Annotated in this window: 17 protein-coding genes; 4 read left to right on the top strand and 13 right to left on the bottom strand. The window is 36.6% G+C overall.

What is annotated here, in order from left to right; translation table 11 throughout:
- Positions 1-44: 44 nt before the first annotated feature.
- The 5 genes from FFS26_RS02330 to FFS26_RS02310 are packed head-to-tail and all read right to left on the bottom strand — an operon-like array spanning position 45 to position 2,864.
- Positions 45-332 carry a cell division protein ZapA gene (locus FFS26_RS02330; protein ID WP_110009403.1) on the bottom strand — a complete coding sequence of 96 codons (288 nt, stop codon included), beginning with the start codon at positions 330-332 and terminating at the stop codon, positions 45-47.
- On the bottom strand, positions 332-781 hold the full coding sequence (locus FFS26_RS02325; protein WP_227943922.1) for a FlxA-like family protein: 450 nt from the start codon (positions 779-781) through the stop codon (positions 332-334). The genes FFS26_RS02330 and FFS26_RS02325 overlap by 1 nt, the downstream gene beginning before the upstream one ends.
- Positions 774-1,556, bottom strand: a complete 783-nt coding sequence (locus FFS26_RS02320; RefSeq protein WP_110009404.1) for a porin family protein — start codon at positions 1,554-1,556, stop codon at positions 774-776. Before FFS26_RS02320 ends, FFS26_RS02325 begins: the two co-directional genes overlap by 8 nt.
- A gap of 3 nt (positions 1,557-1,559) precedes the next feature.
- Positions 1,560-2,291 carry a bifunctional demethylmenaquinone methyltransferase/2-methoxy-6-polyprenyl-1,4-benzoquinol methylase UbiE gene (ubiE, locus tag FFS26_RS02315; protein WP_002980528.1) on the bottom strand — a complete coding sequence of 244 codons (732 nt, stop codon included), beginning with the start codon at positions 2,289-2,291 and terminating at the stop codon, positions 1,560-1,562.
- A 3-nt stretch (positions 2,292-2,294) separates the two neighbouring features.
- A complete protein-coding gene (locus FFS26_RS02310) occupies positions 2,295-2,864 on the bottom strand; it encodes a hypothetical protein (protein WP_034695976.1) in 570 nt (189 codons plus the stop codon).
- A gap of 101 nt (positions 2,865-2,965) precedes the next feature.
- Between FFS26_RS02310 and FFS26_RS02305 the strand changes: the two genes are divergently transcribed.
- Entirely contained in the window at positions 2,966-4,039 is a 1,074-nt protein-coding gene (locus FFS26_RS02305) for a 3-oxoacyl-ACP synthase III family protein (RefSeq protein ID WP_137904181.1), read from the top strand.
- A 66-nt stretch (positions 4,040-4,105) separates the two neighbouring features.
- Complete coding sequence (locus tag FFS26_RS02300; RefSeq protein WP_137904180.1) at positions 4,106-5,311, top strand: metallophosphoesterase; 1,206 nt, start codon at positions 4,106-4,108, stop codon at positions 5,309-5,311.
- A gap of 167 nt (positions 5,312-5,478) precedes the next feature.
- Here FFS26_RS02300 and FFS26_RS02295 read toward each other — a convergent pair whose 3' ends face one another.
- The 3 genes from FFS26_RS02295 to FFS26_RS02285 all read right to left on the bottom strand — a co-directional run bounded on the left by FFS26_RS02295 (position 5,479) and on the right by FFS26_RS02285 (position 10,237).
- Positions 5,479-6,231 (bottom strand): polysaccharide deacetylase, encoded by a 753-nt coding sequence (locus FFS26_RS02295; protein WP_137904179.1) that lies wholly within the window; start codon positions 6,229-6,231, stop codon positions 5,479-5,481.
- Positions 6,232-6,315: 84 nt separating this feature from the next.
- On the bottom strand, positions 6,316-7,281 hold the full coding sequence (locus FFS26_RS02290; RefSeq protein WP_137904178.1) for an NAD-dependent epimerase/dehydratase family protein: 966 nt from the start codon (positions 7,279-7,281) through the stop codon (positions 6,316-6,318).
- Positions 7,282-7,384: 103 nt separating this feature from the next.
- Entirely contained in the window at positions 7,385-10,237 is a 2,853-nt protein-coding gene (locus FFS26_RS02285; RefSeq protein ID WP_137904177.1) for a TonB-dependent receptor plug domain-containing protein, read from the bottom strand.
- A 233-nt stretch (positions 10,238-10,470) separates the two neighbouring features.
- On the opposite strand from FFS26_RS02285, the gene ggt reads away from it, so the two are divergent.
- Together ggt and FFS26_RS02275 are read left to right on the top strand one after the other, a co-directional pair.
- Entirely contained in the window at positions 10,471-12,159 is a 1,689-nt protein-coding gene (gene ggt / locus FFS26_RS02280; RefSeq protein WP_137904176.1) for a gamma-glutamyltransferase, read from the top strand.
- Positions 12,160-12,329: 170 nt separating this feature from the next.
- A complete protein-coding gene (locus FFS26_RS02275; RefSeq protein ID WP_110009411.1) occupies positions 12,330-13,610 on the top strand; it encodes a dicarboxylate/amino acid:cation symporter in 1,281 nt (426 codons plus the stop codon).
- 106 nt (positions 13,611-13,716) lie between these two features.
- Here the strand turns inward: FFS26_RS02275 and FFS26_RS02270 are convergent, their stop codons facing one another.
- The 5 genes from FFS26_RS02270 to FFS26_RS02250 all read right to left on the bottom strand — a co-directional run bounded on the left by FFS26_RS02270 (position 13,717) and on the right by FFS26_RS02250 (position 20,178).
- Positions 13,717-14,568, bottom strand: a complete 852-nt coding sequence (locus tag FFS26_RS02270) for a diacylglycerol/lipid kinase family protein (RefSeq protein WP_110009412.1) — start codon at positions 14,566-14,568, stop codon at positions 13,717-13,719.
- 43 nt (positions 14,569-14,611) lie between these two features.
- Positions 14,612-15,436, bottom strand: a complete 825-nt coding sequence (locus FFS26_RS02265; protein WP_137904175.1) for an RsiV family protein — start codon at positions 15,434-15,436, stop codon at positions 14,612-14,614.
- Positions 15,437-15,527: 91 nt separating this feature from the next.
- Positions 15,528-17,462, bottom strand: coding sequence for a transglutaminase-like domain-containing protein (locus tag FFS26_RS02260; protein WP_110009414.1), 1,935 nt, complete (start codon positions 17,460-17,462; stop codon positions 15,528-15,530).
- A 2-nt stretch (positions 17,463-17,464) separates the two neighbouring features.
- Positions 17,465-19,357, bottom strand: a complete 1,893-nt coding sequence (locus tag FFS26_RS02255; protein WP_137904174.1) for a DUF3857 domain-containing protein — start codon at positions 19,355-19,357, stop codon at positions 17,465-17,467.
- 398 nt (positions 19,358-19,755) lie between these two features.
- Positions 19,756-20,178 carry a DUF5684 domain-containing protein gene (locus tag FFS26_RS02250; RefSeq protein WP_137904173.1) on the bottom strand — a complete coding sequence of 141 codons (423 nt, stop codon included), beginning with the start codon at positions 20,176-20,178 and terminating at the stop codon, positions 19,756-19,758.
- Positions 20,179-20,182 lie beyond the last annotated feature (4 nt).

Genomic DNA, 20,182 nt, shown 5'->3' with positions numbered 1-20,182 from the left:
ATGTGTTAGAATTATTGTAGGCAGTAATTTTCAGGAAAAAAAATCTATTTCCCGATTTCATTCAACGACTGATTAATCTGCTTTAACCTTTCGTTGGTAGAATTAATATTTTTTTCGTAGTTCAGAGATACGACTTCCGCATTGGTTCCCAGTTTAAGGGCACACATAGCCAAAGCATCCTGTTTATCTCTTACATCGAAATTTTGTTCAAAATCTTTAATCATATTCTCGATCTGCTTCCCTACTTTACGCAAAGTTTCTTCCTCTGCTGCCGGTACGTTCAGCGGATACACTCTTCCTGCAATGTTGACGGTTATTCTCCTTATCTCCATTATAATCCACTGTTTTGAAGCTGAGCAATACAGAAATCAATTTCTTTTACCAATCTGTTGATATGGTTTTTCATTAACCTATTGTGTTCAGGATTTCCTGATATTGCTGAATAAAGTTTTATATTTTTTTGTTCTTCTGCTAATACCTGATTCTTTCTTCTTTCCTCATCATATTTCTTCTTCAACTCTTCATGCTCAATACTTAATTCTTTTAAATTTTCCGTAAGATTTTTATAGTTCTTTTGCAGAGTCGAAATCTTTCTCTCTAATTCTGAAAAATTGTTTTCTAAATCTTGAAGCATTTCAGGTTTGTATATTCTAACTAAAAGCAAAAATAAAAAAATAATAACACTAACAAAAATAAAACACTCTATATTTTGATATAACAATAAAAAAGGAGGTGCCAGCGCACCTCCTGTGTATTTTTCATTGAAATATTTTTTATTCAAATTTCAGAACGAACATTACTGCTCTTGTCTGCAATGTAGAGATTGCAGATGACCAGTAAGGAGGTGTAGTAGCGTTATCCGCCACTTTTTCATTGTTCATGAAGAATGTTCCTCTTACGGCAGGAGTCAGTTTAAATTTGTTGAAATAAAACTGGATTCCCATTTCTGCAGACCATGCAAAGTTGTGCGTAGTAGATCTGTAGATTCCCTGCATGTTGTCGTCTGTAGAAGTAGCGTTAGACTGAAGGTTTACAACGTAATTCACCCCTGCTGCAACATAAGGTCTTGAATTGTACCATCTCTGGCCGTGAAGCTCCAAAAGAACCGGAATATCGATCAACGTAGATTTAATTTCTCTTACTTTATCCTTTTCCTGTAAAGGGAATGGCATAAAAGGATCATTCGTTAAAGATCCTCCTGCATATATGTCATTGGATTGAGTATTAAAAGTCAACTGTCTTTGTGCAAACTGTAAACCTGGTTCTATTCTCACGTCAAGATAGTCATTCAGTCTCCATTTTGCAATAAGCCCGGCACCGAAACTATAGCTTTCCTTAGAGGTAACAAGGTTTTCATTATCATTCATCCCGTATTTCGGATGTAAAACAATGCGGTAATCCAGTCTGTTCCCGTTCAAATAAAACCCCCAACTGAATTTCTGTTCGTCAAAATCTTCCAACTTGTCCATTCTGTTTCGGGTTCTGAATTGCGCGTTTGCAAAAACGGCAACATTTACTGAGGTTAAAACCAGTGCTTTTAATAGAAATTTATTCATAGGTTACTTTGTTGCTTTATAAATTGTGGCTATACCTAAACTTAATTTTTTATATTCAACTTTCTTAAATCCCGTATCTAAAAGAATTTGCTTCATCTTCTCCCCGAAAGGAAAAGCATTTACAGAATCCGGAAGGTATGTGTACGCCCTATTATCCTTAGAAACCAGTCTGCCGATGGCAGGCAATATATTTTTGAAATAAAACATATAAAATGGTCCCATGAAACCCTCAACCTTTGAAAACTCCAGTATATAAACACTTTTGTTATCTTTAACTACTCTTCTTAACTCTGCCAAACCTTTGGTAAGGTTTTCAAAATTCCTTACTCCAAATGCAACGGAAACAGCATCAAATCTATTGTCCTCGAAGGGTAAATTTTCTGCATCTCCTTTTTGCATGGAAATTTTGCCGTCTAATTTAAGTTTTTTTATTTTAATAACGCCAACATTCAGCATTTGTTGTGATAAATCTAATCCAACTACTTTAGAACCGGTTCCTTTTTCAATAGTAATTGCCAGATCTCCTGTTCCTGTAGCCACATCCAGCACTTCCTGCGGATTATCATTTTTCATCCATTTTACCAGTTTATTTCTCCATAGAACGTCAATTTTCATGGATAAAACATGGTTCAGAAGGTCATACTTCGGTGCAATGTTGTCGAACATATCCTCTACCTGGCTTTTTTTGGTAGCCTCTGAATTGTAGGGAGTAACTTTGGTGATATCTTTTGTCAAAACTTAAAACTTGTAATATTCTTTGTAATAATTTAGGTAATCCTGCTTTCTGAAGATTTTGGATCGTGATTCCACTTTCTGGATGTTTTTGATCACTTTGTCATAGTCTTCATCTACATTGTAATAAAAATCTTCTGTGTAAAGCTTATTGAAGCGTCTTGCCCCTCCGTAATAATCCTTTCCGTCAATAACAGTTTTATCAAGGTTAGCCAGCAACGAATCTTTTTTAAGATTATATCCGTAATACTGATCATTTACGTAGTAATCCTGATGGGTAATATTAATCAGACCGCGAAGTTTATTCACTTCAAATGCTGAATCGTAAAGCATTTTCTTGTTCTGATCAAAAACCTGAATAGAGTTTTTCCCTTTATTCAAATCCACATGCACATACTGCCCCGCAGAAATAATTCCTTCAGATCCGTTATTGATCTTAAAATAATACGTATTCGGGGTAGGATTATCTACAACATAATAATTCTTCTTGGCTAAAAAAAGGAAGTAGATCCCAAAGGCAACGATAAACGCCACAGCTGCAATAAGTAAGCCTTTTAAGGACGAGTTGTTTTTCATAGATTGTAAAGTACAATTTTTGCAAATTTAATAATATTTTTAATTCTCCGTTATTAATATTAATTATTAACTTTGCATCTTTAAAAAAATCATATAAACGAATGCCGAATACGATCATTATTGGCTCTGGATGTTATATTCCGAACAGAGTTATTGGTAGAGATTACTTCATGAATTCCGAGTTTTACACTGAAGACGGGGTAAAGATTGAAAAGCCTGTGGAAGAGACCATTGCGAAATTTGTAGAGATTACAGAAATCGAAAACAGGAGATTCATTGAGGATGATCTTTCCAACTCACAAATCGGTTATGAAGCTGCAAAAATTGCCCTTGAGGACGCAAAAGTAGATGGCGAAGACCTGGATTATATTATTTATGCAAGCAATTTCGGGGAAGTTACTGAACACGGATATGCTGATTTTATGCCTACAATGGCAGCGAGAGTGAAGAACAAACTGGGAATCAAAAACAGAAAATGCGTAACCTACGATATGCTTTTCGGATGCCCGGGATGGGTAGAAGCAATGATTTTGGCGGATAACCTTATTAAAGCTAAAGTAGCCAAAACCATTCTTGTTATCGGAGGAGAAACTTTAAGCAGAGTAACAGATCCGCATGACAGAAACAGAATGATCTTTGCAGACGGTGCAGGAGCTGTAGTGGTAAAAGCTACGGATGAAGAGAATGTTGGAATTATTGCCCACAATACAATTTGTGATAACGGACCGGAATTAAACTATCTTGAAAACGCTCCTTCCATCAATAAAGAAGTAGATCAGAGACGCCTGTATGTAAGAATGTTAGGAAGAAAAATCTACGAATACGCTCTAAAAAACGTACCGGTTGCCATCAAGGATACCATTACTGATGCCGGTCTTTCTATTGAAGATATAGACAAAATCTTAATTCACCAGGCCAATGCTAAAATGGATTATGCAATGATTGAAAGACTTCATAAGCTTTATGACGTGAAAGAATACGATCATGCCATCTCTCCTATGACTATTCAGGATTTCGGAAACACTTCCGTGGCAACGATTCCTACCATGTATGATTTAATAATTAAAGGAAAAATGGTGGGTCAATCGTTTAAAGATAATGGTAACATTGTGATGACTTCGGTAGGTGCCGGAATGAACATCAATGCTATCGTTTATAGATTTCCCAAAAAATAATATTAAACCATTAAAAATATAAAAGCACAGGGAAGTTTATTCTTTGTGCTTTTTTTTGATCAGAACATGCAAAAGAATTTTTTAATCATTGCTGCAATCTTCCTTTTTCTGGAAGTGTACATTTATCAGGCCGTCAAAACACTTACCGATAATTTCTGGATCAGAATCGGATACTGGGTCATATCTTTAGTTGTGTATGGAATTTTCGCGTATGAAGTTACCCACTACCAAAGATCAGACAGAAGTATGGTAAGAGCTCAGATCATGATTTCGTTATTTTTAATCTTCATCCTTCCAAAGATCTTTATCGTTTTATTTTTATTGATTGATGATATTGTCCGAACGGGCGGTTACCTGATCGGTTTCGCCAAGCCGTCGGAAAATTTCTTCCCGGAAAGAAGAAAGTTCCTGAGCCTGGTTGGATTGGGAATGAGCGGCGTTCTTTCCGCTCTTTTCATAGACGGGATTACATTTGGAAAGTACAGACATAAGGTAAGAAGGGTAAGAGTGAATTTCGCCAACCTTCCGAAAAGTTTTAAAGGATACAAAATCATCCAGATTTCTGATGTCCACAGCGGCAGTTTCTCTGATCCCGGCAAATTAGAGCATGCCATTGAGCTCATTAATGAGCAGAAGCCGGATCTGGTATTATTTACCGGAGACATGGTGAATAACGTTGCTGATGAATTCAAACCTTTTATTCCCTTATTTTCAAAAATCCAGGCTAAGGACGGCAAGTTTGCGGTATTGGGAAACCACGATTACGGAGATTATGTAAGCTGGGAATCACCTGCAGCTAAAAAAGAAAACCTTGACACCTTAATTGGCTATGAAAAACAAGCTGGTTTTGATATGCTTCGAAATGAGCACAGAGTGATTGAAAAAAACGGTGAAAAATTGTATATCCTAGGTGTTGAGAACTGGGGTTTGAAGCCATTCCCACAATTCGGAAAGATTGATGATGCTTTACAAGGCGTACCGGAATCTGCCACTAAGGTTTTAATGAGCCACGACCCTACCCACTTTGATTATGTGGTAAAAAAGCACCCTGCAAACATTCACCTGACACTTTCGGGACACACGCACGGGATGCAGTTTGGGCTGGATCTTAAGAATGTAAAATGGTCACCGGTACAATACAAATATCCAAAATGGGCCGATTTATACGAAAGTGAAGGAAAACTGCTGTATGTCAACAGAGGATTCGGAGTATTGGGCTATCCGGGAAGAGTAGGTGTATTGCCAGAGATTACGCTTTTTGAGTTGAGCTAGAGGTCCGGGCTTCGGGATGCGAGATTCGGGGTGCGGGTTATTAGTAGCGAATTGTTTGGTTGTGAGTTCGTTTATTTCGTTACATGCTACACACAACATTAAACCTTGAACCTTGAATTCTTTCCCTAATCCCTGCAACCTATAACCTGCAACCTATAACCTGCAACCTAAAAAATATAATCTTTCATACGGGAAGTAGCCATTTCCCTGTCGTTAAGAAAAGTAAGGAGGGCATCTAATTTGTCCTCCATTTTTTTGCCCGAAAATAAGCTCCGGTAAAAAGGAATATCAAAACGGTATTTCTTGAAATCCGTAAACTGCCATGTGTTCAGGTAGATCAGCACAAATTCTTCATTCTGCAAAGTTTCCAGTACCATATTCTGATAGTACTTCATCGGCAGAATCTGAAATACAAAATCATTATAGGGAAGCTGACTGTACGGAGAAATACTTTCCGGGACAATGCTCAATCCGTCTTCTTCTGTAATTTCGGTATCTCTTTTAAGCCTTTTGAAAGGAAAAAGAATATTGGCATTATCGATATTGGAGACATAATTGAATTCCATCATCTTCAAAATTTCCTGGGAAACCTTTACATCTTTCTGACGGATTCCTCTGATCTGTTTTTCCAGAAGATCCTGAATATTCTTCTTGGCATTTTCAATTTCGTCCGGATTTGACCCTTTATTATAAAAAGCAATTTCATGCCCTTTGGATGAAATTGCTTTTATTAAATGATGAAGTTTTTCAGTAAGAGACACCTCTACAAAAAAACTTGATTTGACATCATGAATATCTAAAATTCTCAGAATCGCTCTGGTATTATCTTCAGTGATTTTTAATCGCTCTTCATCAGAAATTTGAGAGCCATTTTTTACTCCGGCTTCAATACAAGTGATGTTAAAAGTCAATAATACCATTTAAATTAAATTTTATGTAAATTCTATAAAATATTAAAAATCAGACGTTAAAGATATTTTCAATTAAAGTATTACTTTACATTATTAATCCTTTGCTAATTTCACCTTCAAATTCTTAATCATATCTTTTGTCATCTCAGAAATTCCGAAATCATACGTCAGACCCCAGTCTTTTTTAGCTACGGAATCGTCAATGGATGCCGGCCATGAATCTGCAATTGCCTGTCTGAAATCCGGGTTATAATCGATTGTAAAATCCGGAATTTCTTTTGTGATTTCTTCTGCCAATTCTTTTGGAGTAAATGACATTCCTCCTAAATTATAAGAAGAACGAACCGTTAAACTTTCTTTTGGAGCATCCATCAGTTTCAGGGTTGCATTGATAGCATCATCCATATACAACATCGGCATTCCTGTATTCTCCGAAATGAAGCTTGTATACTTTCCGTCTTCAATTGCTTTGTAGAAAATCTCAACGGCATAGTCGGTTGTTCCACCTCCCGCCGGAGTCTTCCATGAGATCAATCCCGGATATCTGATACTTCTTACATCCACACCATATTTATCGAAATAGTACTCACACCACTTCTCCCCTGCCATTTTGGAGATTCCGTAAACGGTTGTTGGGTTCAGCACCACATCCTGTCCTACGTCATGCTTTGGAATTCCTTTTCCAAATACAGCGATTGAACTTGGCCAGAAGATCTTTTTAAGAAGTCCTTCTTTTGCCATTTCACAAAAATGAAGCAGCGGTTCAAGATTCAGCTTCCACGCAAAAATTGGCTGCTTTTCCGAAGTCCCGGATAAAAGCGAAGCAAGGTGGTACACTGTCGTAATATCGTAATCTTTGATCACCTGTCTTACCAATTGGGTATTGGTAACATCCATTCTTTCATAGTGTCCGGCAGAGGTAATTCCCTCCTGCCATCTGTCCAATCCTGAGGCAACTACGTTTTCCGCTCCGTGGATTTCAACAAGTCTGTTCGTTAATTCGGTACCAATTTGTCCCAAGGCACCTGTAATCAATATTCTTTCCGTATAGGATTCCATTTTTCAGATTTTTTTTAGAATTGTACAAAAGTAAAAAAAACATGTCAACCATAATAAAAAAGGTATACTTTCGTACACCTTTTTATATTCCCTAAGCTTGTAATTAAAAAGTAAGATTTACTCTGGCAAAAAGAAATCTTCCGTTCATTCCGAACTGAGAAACATTTCTCGAGTATACAAACTGATTCTGATTAGAAAGATCGATAGTAGATGTATTGACATACACAAGGTTACCGGAAGCATCCAGAGAAGGAGTTTTTACCGCTGCCGGGCCGTAGTTTTTATCAGGATAAATGTCAAACAAATTATTCGCCCCGATTGTCAGTTTAAAGTTTTTATTAAAATTATATCCAACAGACAGGTCGGTAATTATTTTTCCTCCCCAAACCGGATGTTCAGTAGCGACAGCCTGGCCGTTAATGATTTCTCCGCTTACAATTCCGTCCCCGTTAGCATCCATCGTATTAGGGTCGGTAACTTTTCCGAAATAAACATTTCTTAGCAGCACACTGAATTTATTAATTTCAAGGGCATTATTCAGGGAAGCTTTGAACCTCGGGATAGCTTCTTCAAGGTAAACACGGCTGGATTCCGAATAATACCTGTTGATCTGCCCGGCATTGATTAAAATATCAGATCCATGTATATCACCTATTCTGTTCGTCTTTGACACCGTAACTGCAAAATCAGAATTCAAAGCTACCGCCTGAGAAAACCTTGCTTTATGTGAAATCACCCCTTCAATACCCTTAGTCTGAGTATCAATCGCATTTGCGAAGAAAGTGGCAGCATTTGCATTGGCTTTATCAAAGGCAGTCTGTAATTTAGCAAGATCACTTCCCGCCGGATAGGTTCCTGACGGTCTTGAAAACTGATCTGTTAAGACCACCCTGTTTTTAATCTTAATGTAATAACCGTCTACTGTGAATGTAAGATTCGCCTGTGGAATCTTAGCCGTAAAACCGGCAGAATAACTCACCGACTCTTCCTGTTTCAATTGTGGAATTCCAAGAATACGTGCTACATCGGAATCATTAGAAAACGTACCTACTTCATATGCTGTTCCGCCCACAAACTGTGTCGCTGTAGCATTAAAATAAATCTGCTGTAAGGAAGGAGCTCTGAATCCTGTGGAATGTGCCGCCCGCAGATTGATATGATCCGTCAGCTTATATCTTGTTGCCAGCTTATAGTTGAATGTAGAACCAAAGTCTGAATAGTTTTCATATCTCAAAGCAGCACTCACCAACCATTTATCAGTAACATCCAGCTCCGTATCCACATAAGCAGCTACGGAATATCTTCCTTTATTTAAAGCATTTTCAGGACGAAAACCAGGGAATACCTGTGATCCTCCGGGCCTTGTGTTTCCAAAGAAATCAGTAGGCTTTAGTGCAGTAGCTGTTGCAGGGTTCTGAATCTTCCCATTAATATCATAAAGAGCCCATGAGGCTTCCTCGCCATTTTCTATTTTGTATTTTTCAAACCTCATTTCTCCTCCAAAGGCAATATTAAATCCTTTTAACCAGTCTAACTTTGTATCGAAATCTGCATTGATGGTATTTTGAGAGAATCCCAAACCTCCTGCATTAAACTCTCTTTTACCAGGATACAGCATGGATGCATTGGCTGTATTTTTTATTGTATAGTCAAAAGTATTGCTTCCGTAAGTGTTACTGATATCATAATTAATATTTCCTAATTTTCCTTTAAATCCTGCTGCAAAAGAGAGATCTATAACGTCAGAAGCAATTTCCGGTAAAAAACCATTAGGATATATTGACGTTGAAGTTCTGTTTTGATTAGGCCTTCTGTAAAACCCTGCTGCATTGCCTGCTCTGTAGGAGATTCCTCCAAAAGCATATCCGCGGACTGTTGAGGACAGATCAAATTCGGAGTTCATAAAAAACTGACCGGAACCTAACCTGGACTGCCCCACCCTCATATTAAAGTCGTCTCTTGTTAACCCTCTGTAGGCAAGTTCATTTTCAGTTACATCACCCTTCAGTAGGTTCTGCAGGGCTGTAATTGTATTTGCTGACTGAATATCAGCCTGCTGTGCTGCAGTAAAATAATTTACATGCGGAGCATACTGATGTATATAATCTATGATTTGCTGCGTATTGGAAGTGTTATTGATATTCCCGAAAAGAGAAGAAATATTCACTCCATTTTCTAATGCCCTTTGCTCAATAGCATTATATGCATTAAAAATATCGCCTGTCGCCGACTTGGCTCTTCTGGTATCATTTCTGTTCAGAAAGCTTGCCGTAAAATTGACGAACCCATTATTACCAATTTTAGTTCCGTAATTAAGATCAAGCTGATATTTCTCTCCATCCCATCCTCCGGTATGATCATTAGCTCCTTTCGAATTAAATCCACCTCCCATAATTGCTGCGGTAAATGCATTGGTATTTTTCTTCATGATCACATTAATAACTCCGGCAATTGCATCAGAGCCGTATTGTGCTGAAGCCCCATCCCTCAATACTTCCAGCCTCTCAATAGCAAAAGCAGGAATAGCATTCAGATCGGTCCCTACAGACCCTCTACCCGGAGAACCGTTGATATTAACCAGTGATGAAGTATGCCTTCTTTTTCCATTAAGTAAAACAAGTACCTGATCCGGCCCGAGCCCTCTCAATTGAGCTGGATCAACATGATCCGTACCATCTGCTACAGTTGTTGAATTGGAAGTAAAAGACGGCGCAGCATAGTTTAAGATCTGATTAAGATCGGTTTGCGGACTTAGCACAGATTGTGATCCAATATTGATAACATCCACAGGAACGGGTGTATCGGTTGCAACTCGGCTTTTATTTCTGGATCCTACAGTAATTTTAACTTCATCTACTGCCTTTACTTTTATAGAATCTTTCGTTTGTGCATTTAGGCTGGCTGACACAAAGACCAAGGTTCCCAAAAAGATAATTTTCTGGTAATTTTTTTTCATGTATTTTTTTTTCAAATGTAATGATTCAAATTTTAAAAAATGAAAACAATATCATAAAAAATCTAAATTAATTAAATATCATATAATAAAAATAAATAAATAAACATATAAAAAGAATAAAATTTAAAAAATATTAACAAATACAAAAAGTAAAGTATAATTTTCATATTCCTAATAAAAACAGCCATTGACACAAAAAATTCAATAATTTTGTTGTAAGAAAAAACAATCATATGAAGAAGATTTTAATTGCTTCGATGCTTTTGGCTGCACAGCTCAGCTGGGCACAATTTACTGACATCAATATTATCAAAGAAGTACAGGTAAAAAAGAAAGGTGTTGTAGTCTCTGCACATCCGCTAGCCAGTGAAGCAGGAGCCAAAATCTTAAAGATGGGCGGAAATGCCTACGATGCTGTTACCGCAACACAATATGCCCTTGCTGTGGTGTATCCGCAGGCCGGAAACATCGGTGGCGGAGGATTTCTGGTAGGTGTAAAAAATAATGGTGAAAAATTCACACTGGATTACAGGGAAACAGCTCCGAAAAAGGCTTCCCGTGATATGTATATTGATAAAAAAGGAAAGGCAGATACAGATTTATCCCAGAACGGCAGACTTGCAGTAGGCATCCCGGGAAGCGTAGCAGGATTTTTTGCTACGTTGAAATACTGTAAACTTCCTATGGAAAAGATTATTCAGCCCGCCATTGATCTTGCTGAAAAAGGATTTGCCATCACAGACAAAGAAGCGGAAATGCTGAATAACCAAAGGGAAAAATTTCAGAAACATAATAAATCTTCCATCATTTTTGTAAAAGATACCCCATGGAAAGCCGGAGATCTATTGGTTCAAAAAGATTTAGCTGAAACTTTGAAACTGATCCAGAAACAGGGAGCTAAAGGTTTTTATGAAGGAAAAACAGCTGAACTTTTAGTAGCTGAAATGAAAAGAGGGAACGGAATCATCACATTGGAAGATCTTAAAAACTATAAAGTTGCTGAGAGAAAAGCATTGGAATTTGATTACAAAGGAAACGATGTTGTCACTATGCCTTTACCATCAAGCGGCGGAGTGCTACTTGCCCAGATGCTCAGAATGGCCAGTTTTGAAAACCTTGAAAAATATCAGCAGAACTCAACAAAAGCAGTTCAGATCATGGCTGAAGCGGAAAGAAGAGCATTCGCAGACAGGGCTGAATATATGGGTGACCCGGATTTTATTCAGGACAAGACCTCTTACCTGATCTCTGATGATTATCTGAAAGGAAGATGGAAAAGTTTTAGTTTTGACAAAGCGACACCAAGTGCAGAAGTCGGTAAAATCATAGCACAACCGAAAGAATCGATGCAGACTACACATATTTCCGTATTGGATAAGGATGGAAATGCAGCTTCTGTAACCACGACTCTTAACGGATATTACGGAAGTAAAGTTTTAGTTTCGGGAGCAGGATTCTTTTTAAATAATGAGATGGATGACTTTTCAATCAAACCCGGAGTCCCGAATATGTTCGGAGCTGTGGGTGGAGAGGCCAATTCAATACAGCCCAACAAGAGAATGCTTTCTTCAATGACGCCAACGATTATTCTTAAGAATGGAAAACCTTTTATGGTTGTGGGAACTCCCGGAGGTACTACAATACCGACTTCAGTATACCAATCCATTGTGAATGTGGTTGATTTTAAATTGAATGCAAACATGTCGGTCAATGCACCAAAATTCCACCACCAGTGGCTTCCTGAAACCATAACGGTTGAAAATAATTTTCCGGAAAGTACTATTTCTGAACTGAAAAGCAAGAATTATGTCATTGAAAAGACGAAGTACATCGGAAAAACAGAAATGATTGTTCTTGATGAAAACGGAAATATTCATGCTGTGGCAGACGGCCGTGGAGATGATTCTGTAGCAGTGGAATAAACTATATACTAATATATTAAAATAGAGTCAGGGCTTCATTCTTCGAATGAAGCCCTGACTTTGTAATCAATCTATCAAATAAGCTCAACAGATTCTTTTGAATGACTTTTGTCATGTTTTCAGATAAATTTTCTTAATTTTCGCCCTTAAAAAAACAAAACGACTGTTCTTTGAAAGCAAAAAAAATACACAATCAGCTTTATTTTCAGGTAATTATCGCCATCATTGCGGGTATTCTTCTTGGGAAATTTTACCCTGAATTGGGAGAAAAGATGAAACCATTGGGGGATGGATTCATCAAATTGGTAAAAATGATTATCGCTCCGGTAATTTTTATAACCCTTACTTTAGGAATTGCCCACATGACCGATTTGAAAAAAGTAGGCAGAATTGCAATCAAGGCAATGATCTATTTTTTTACCTTTTCAACCCTTGCTCTTATCATCGGATTAGTGGTAGGAAATATTCTGCAGCCGGGACATGGTTTGAACATTGATCCTGCTACCCTTTCGGGTGACGTTTCACAATACCAGGCAAAAGCTCATGAATCTACTCTTACGGGTTTTATTATGAATATTATTCCGGAGACTTTATTCAGCCCTTTGGTGGGTGATAATATCCTGCAGGTTCTTCTGGTGGCTATTTTAATGGGAGTTGCTTTGGTTTTAACAAAAGAAAAGAGCCAGAAAGTAACCGATTTTCTACAGGATCTGTCAACTCCGGTATTTAAAATCGTCCATATGCTCATGAAACTTGCCCCGATAGGAGCTTTCGGTGCTATGGCCTTTACCATCGGAAAATATGGACTTCACTCTGTACTGAATCTAATATTCCTGGTAGGTACCTTTTATATTACATCTATCCTTTTTGTTGTTATTGTATTGGGAGCAGTATCATGGTATAATGGATTCAATATATTCAAACTTCTTTTTTATCTTAAGGAAGAGCTTCTTCTCGTTCTGGGCACAAGCTCTTCAGAGTCTGCCCTGCCGGGAATTATGGAAAAACTTGAAAAAGCAGGCTGCTCAAGGGCAATTGTAGGCCTTGTAGTTCCTACCGGATATTCTTTCAATCTTGACGGAACAAATATTTATATGACACTGGCCTCTCTCTTTATTGCACAGGCATTAAATATTCATCTTCCTCTCGAAAAGCAACTGATGCTTCTTTTGGTAGCCATGTTAAGTTCAAAAGGTGCAGCTGGTGTCACAGGTGCCGGATTTGTTACACTTGCAGCAACACTTGCCGTAGTTCCTGAAATTCCGATTGCAGGAATGACTTTAATTCTTGGAATTGATAAGTTCATGAGCGAATGCAGAGCTTTAACCAATGTCATTGGAAATTCAGTGGCTACAGTTGTAGTAGCCAACTGGGAAAAACAACTTGATAAAAAACAGCTTCAATACTGTCTGGAACATCCGGCTGAAGTGGAAAAGAAATTGGAAGTGTAGATAGATGGCAGATGGCAGGGGAATAGGGATAGAATTCAAAGTTCAAGGTTTAATGTTGTGTGTAAAATATCACCCGAAACAGATTAACCCACACCAGTAACTGGCTTTAAATCAAAATATTCAAACTTGAAGGCTGTACTTTAACATGAATTGGTGATTTTATCTTATTGAATTCACCGTCAAGATGCCAGTTTTTCGTATTGACTTTAAATGATATTTCAGAGACCGGAAGATAGGTCACATACTCATCATCTTTCAGTCTTTTGGTAAACATTCTGAAAGCAAACAGCGCAGAATACGTCAAAGGAAATTTTTTTACTAAAACCATATCAACCAGCCCGTCACTTTTACTGGCTTTTGGTGCAATATAGGCGTTGTTACCAAACTGCCGGGTATTGGCAATGTTCATCATCAGATATCTTCCGTTATACTGCTGATATTCCTCATCAAAAAACTTCACTTTGATCGGCTTGTAATTGAAAAAGGTTTTCAGAGAAACTTTGATATAGTTTTTGAATCCACGGCTTGTTTTTTCAAACTCTTTAACCACTTTACCGTCAAAACCTGTTCCCGAAACATTGATGGAAAGCCTGTCGTTCACGGTAAATGTATCGATCTTCCTGGAATTTTTTGCTTTTATTTTTTCTAAAAGTTCGTCCAGATTTTTACTGAATTGTGTTTCATTGGAAAAACCGTTTCCTGAACCAGCGGGGAAAATTGCGAGAATTTTCTCTGTATTAATAAGGTTCCTGGCCACTGTAGAAATGGTACCATCCCCTCCTATTGCCACAAAAATATCTACCTTTCCGAAGTGAGACTGGATAAATTCATCTGTCCCGGGAATAGATTCTGAAACGTAATACAGAGGATTGTTAACCTTTGCTTTAAGTTCGTTCAAAAACGGCTGATAGTTTTTTTTGGCCGAAAAAGGATTGATAATAAAAGCTACTTTGTCCATTACAGCAAAATTAAAAAATGCTTCCTAAACTGGAAGCATTAATTTACTTAATTTTCATTCTTTCTTTAAATTCTGCATTTAATGTGCCTTTCAGGTCTTCCCATGAAACCGGAATGGTAATATCTCCGGCAGCGAATGCAGCAATTTCATAAGGACTGTAGTGAAAATACAGGTTTTTATCATCAAAATAAAAGTTATCAGATGCCGGAATTTTATCCACTAAAAGCATTTCTGAGTTTTTCACTTCTCCGTCACCATCCATCGTACCACTATTCATTTTATCGATATTTTTCATTAGAATGGCTTCAATTTTATTTTTAGGCATTGAAGTAATGTCTGTCAATTCTAATTTTTTACTGTTTTTGAGATCAAAAACCCTTTCGGAAAATCCGTAATTATCATGTGCTCCACCTTCATATCCGCTTCCCACGTATTGGATATGCATATACCCGTTTGTGTTGGAAATAAGATTCATATGTGAGCTTGAATACCAGTTTTGAGCATAAGTGACATCTGAAGCCCAGTCTTTATTATCATTTTTTACAGAATTGAAATAACTATTTTTTTCATTGTCCAGATAAGCCTGAAGACCGGCTTTGGAAAAGTCTTTAATTTTTTCATTCTGAAAATAGATGCTGTCCAGTAGTTTTTTATCTTTTAAAGAAGGAAAAACCAATAGTTTTGAAGTGTAGCTCACTTTTAAGGAGTCTGTAATTTTTGTAGAGTCATTGATTTTCACAGAGTCCACTACAAATTCTTCAGTCGCTTTATTTTCTGTTTTTTCTGCTTGCTCTGCCTTTTCATTTTTTTTACAGGCCGTAACTGCCAGGAAAGAAGATAATGCTATAACAGCAATCGTATTTTTCATAATTTATTTTTTGAGTATATATACAAAAACCATTCAAAAGATGAATGGTTTTGGAAAAAAATATATTTTTTTACTCAGATCACGTCGAACATTACTTTTTAACAAGACTGATTACCTGATTTTCAAATTTCGAAGCAACGCCCCAGATTTGTTTAAATGCAGGATAATACTCTTTCGGATAATCTGAACTGTTAATTTTTGTAGTGGTTGTTACCTCCAGCTTATTTCCTTTTTGTACGATAGAATAGGTATATTCTATTTCTTTATCTTCTGTAACAATCTTTTTTTCTTTAGGCATTTCCTCAATCACATATCCTTCCGGAATTTCAAGAGTTACTTTTTTTACTTTCGTGATCGGTGATCCAAAATCGATAGGATATTGTCTTACTTCCGTCTGATCAAATTCATTGGAACTTTTGTTTAAAAACAGCATAGGATTAATGATCATTTTCTTTCCTACTCTGTCAATCAGGTTGGGAGAAGAGAATTTCATACTGCTTTCAAAGTCTCCATTTTCTAAGACTTTTGAATCGATATCCGTAAAGTCCATGGAGAAGTTTTCCTTGTACTGTTTTTTGTATTTCTCGGCATTATCGTCATAGCTGTCTTTTACATACATTGCGTAGGCGCCGGTATCTCTGTCAGAATACGTTCCTGAAATACTTCCGTCATCATTGATTTTACCATTGACTGTAAGGAAAGTATTACTTGACTTCACATTGGCCATTTGAATCAGAAGAGTCTTGTTTTTGGTGACTAAAATTCCATATTGATTCCAGTTTTTAAGAGGAATTTCATCCAGAGAAGATTGTTTTGAGGTGGCATCATAGATATGCAGCTGATCATCGATACTGATCGCTGCTAATACAAAATTCATATTGGAAATATTAGGCGAAACCAGGTTGATTAACCCGTTTTCCACTGTAGAAATTACCAACGGATCAGCTTTAAGACCTGCTTCACGAAGCATCATAACAAGAAAAAGATTGATTTCTGCAGCGTTCCCAACTTTAGTTTCCAACAGTTTCCTGATGCCATCTTCTGTGTAGATTCCTTTATCTTTATTCCAGGTAAAGGTCTTTTGAACATAGGAAAAAATAGCATTTGCCTTTTCAAGATCCGTTTTCATTTCTGAAATTCCTGCCGGCATATTTTCTTTTGCCAGTTTTGTTCTTTTCAGTTCTCCTCCAAAATCTTCACTTTCATACAATCTCTTTCCAATCTGATCCCATGAGGAAGAATACAGCTTAAGCTCTCCGAAATTTGTAGAATTCAGCTCAGCACTGATTTTTGTTCTGAAGTTTCTGTCATTTCTTACAAATTTTTCAGTTTTAAAGCCTTTCAGATTTTCATAAGCAAATCTGTAGGTTCTGTATTGTGCACCATATAGGTATCTTTCCTCCATTTCTCTGTACTTAGGAGTAATTCCCCCTGTATAATTTACGTTATATGACATATTAATTGGAGTATCAAAAACGTATTCTGTATTCAGAGAAGGCGTGTCGGATTCTATCAATACTTCAGGAATCATAAATCTGAACGGAGATACAATTTCATATTGATACTCCAGGATTGATCCATTTTTCACACCTGGGAATGCAAATTTTGTGAGAGTAACATATTTATTCTCTTTGCTTTTATATTGAGAACTCTTTTCTACTTTTACAGGAACAGAATTTCCATTTTCAAGATTATAGGTAAAAGCCTTGAATTTACCCAGTGATTCTCTGTTTGAACCGATATTATAGATAGGGATTTCGAGATTCAGCCAATCTTCAGCTTTATCTTTATCATAAATCTTAACTCTGTAAAAATATCTTTTATGCAGATTACCGGTATTGTTATCGATCATAAAATAAGCAGATTTATACAAGATCTCTGCAGGAGCATTTTCATCCAGTAATGATTTGGTTTTAGATAAATCTGCATCATTAAATTTCGGAGGATTCAGAAATTCATATTTCTTCTGAGCATTTACCAGTATTGTGCCGGCTGAGCAAAGAAGCAATATTATTATTTTTTTCATGGTTATATTTTTGTTATTAAAATTTTTGAATTATCCATATTCAGGATCTTTTTTCTGAAACTGATATAGTCATTGTACTTTTCCTTTGGATACAGCCCTTTATTAATCTGTATTTTTCTGATCACTTTTACCTGATCATCACTTTTAACAAAGCTTAGCTTATAAGATCCGAACTCGGAAGTAATGCTTGCGTTATCCGGAGTTTCATCAACTTTATATCCTAAAGGAAGCACAAAGGCAATTTCATATTCATCCTCATAAGACATGCCTACTTCAAAAGGAAGCTCACGGTTTTCATCAGTTTTAAAGACTGCATCATTAAAAATAGGCACAGATCGGAACAATAGGCTGTTTCCTGCTTTTTTAGAGAAATTATTGGTTTTAAAATCCAGATCATAGGTAATAACGGCATTGTCTCTGTCGTTATTAAAATTTTTCATTTCAACTTTTTCAAAGTTCAGGATATTAAACCTTTCTTTAACTGCATCATTCTTTTCTTTAGGATTAAGGTTGGCAAATCTCAGATTATCATCATATTGATTTCCGGTATAAGAAAAGTTACCGGTGCCGATAATACTGTTATCCTCATTAAGATTAACTCTCAATGTTTGTTTTTCTTTATTCTGTTCAGCTTTATACACCGGTGTATTGATCAGTTCGATTCCTTTCGGAGTTACAGCAAGTACATTTCTGTCGGTAGTACTGTAATTTAAATGGTTAAAAGCAATTTGCTGAGAGGTATTTTCAAGCCATATATTTCCTTTTTCTGTTGGAACCATAAGAATAATATGATTTCCTCCCATAGAAGGAAATTCGGGATCAAAAGAAACCTGTGACCGACTGGAAGTAATAATACAATAGTTGGAAGGAATCCCTGCTTCATTCAGAAGAACTTTCATATAATTCGTAAGCCCCTTGCAATCTCCATAGCCTTTTTTCTGAACCTCATCCGGCATCATAGGCTGCCATCCACCTATTCCCAAAGCCACAGCAATATATCGGCTTTTGTTCTGCATGTACTGATAAATTTTCTTTACTTTATCTTCTACAGATCCCTGTAATTGTAAAGAGGCTACCTCAGCTTTAATAGAAGGAGTAGATGCAGAAACAGGTACCAAAAGATCATTGTAAATCCAGGTTCCGAAATCTGTCCAGTTATTCAAAGTTCCCTGTTTTCCTGCAAGGCTGAATTTTGTAAGTGCAAAGTTGACCGCAGGTAAGATTTTAACAGGCTCTGGAATCATAAAAGCATCGTCAATAGCAGGTACATTTTTGTATGAATAGGTTTTATCATTTCCACTACCGCTTTCTATCACAGAGGTATAATTGTATTTTGAAGGGTAAATTTTAGATCTGAGTTCTATTCCAGAAGTGTTAACGATTTTAAACTGTGCTTCTTCAAGAGATATTTTAGTAGAAGTAAAAGGTACAAAATCCGGGATAAAAACAGTATCTTCATCTTCAGCTTCATAGGAAAAATCAATAGTATAAGGATATTGCACCGGTGTATATGAATAAACCAATATCCTGTTATCAGAATAAAAAACTCCCTGAGGATTGTTCGCTACGTCTTTAAAATCAGATTTTGAAACACTTTTAATTTTTTTGCCGGCCTCATCGTAAATCGTAAGTTTTATGTTTGAAATACTTTTTGATTTATCATAAGGGATGTAAGCTACTGCCTCATCGTCACCATCTTTATTTAAGACTGTAATTATCTTATTTTTCTGATATTTTATTTCATCGATTTTATTGATCTGAACGGTTGTAATTTCTTTTCGGATTACAACACTCGCATTTTTCTTTAAATTCTCAGGAATGGCAGAGGCAGGATAGCTCTGTGCGAAATATAATGAGGCGGTAGATAATGCCCCGAGGACTAATATTTTCATCATAGTTATTAAGATAGTACAAAAATAATAAAATCTTAATAACTGTTAAAAAAATATAAAAGGCTCCAACATGTGAAGCCTTCAACCTAATACTTAAAAAAGTACTGTTTTAAATGTACCTATAAGGCAATGAACACATTATCAACTTTTCATTGCTTATTTCTGAAAAGTTAAAACAGAATATTTATATTCATTCTATATTGAAATAAGAATATATATTCTGTAACATGAAGGGATAAACTTCAAATTGTCTGCACTCAAATTTATAATAATTTACAATCCATATGATTCAAATACTGTAGAATTAATAATAACAGGAAGTACAATTAATTCTACAATCCTATCGATGATCAATAAAAAAAGACTTCATTGCTGAAGTCTTTTAATTTTTTTCTTTCTATTTAGTCATTCGGGACCAGCTTACTGTCAAAGCGATCACTTCCCAATCCCAATACAGGAATAAAAATAAATCCGAAAAGGAGAATCAGAATGGTGTACAGAGGTGTTTCTTTCGCAAAGCCTTTGGCAAGTCTGTCATATGCCACCCAGCATGCATAAATGTTTACCAGTGGAATAAAGAAAAGAATGATCCACCAAATCGGTTTTTTCACAATTTCCAGTAATACTATCGTGTTGTAAATAGGAATAAAGGCAGCCCAGGCATCTTGTCTTCCTGCTTTCTGGAAAATTTTGTACATGCAGTATCCATAGAATATATAGCAAAGCAGCCCGAAGAACATTGTTCCGATCCCTAATCCTGCAGCAACTGCACCAGAAGCCGCATCTGCTCCGTTGTAAGGATCTGTTTGTAAAAGAGTTAACATATTA

It is taken from the genome of Chryseobacterium sp. 2VB (assembly GCF_005503635.1).
Taxonomy (GTDB): Bacteria; Bacteroidota; Bacteroidia; order Flavobacteriales; family Weeksellaceae; genus Chryseobacterium; species Chryseobacterium cupriresistens.
Note: the sequence above shows the minus strand (reverse complement) of the source record. Positions and strands in the feature narration are given on the sequence as shown.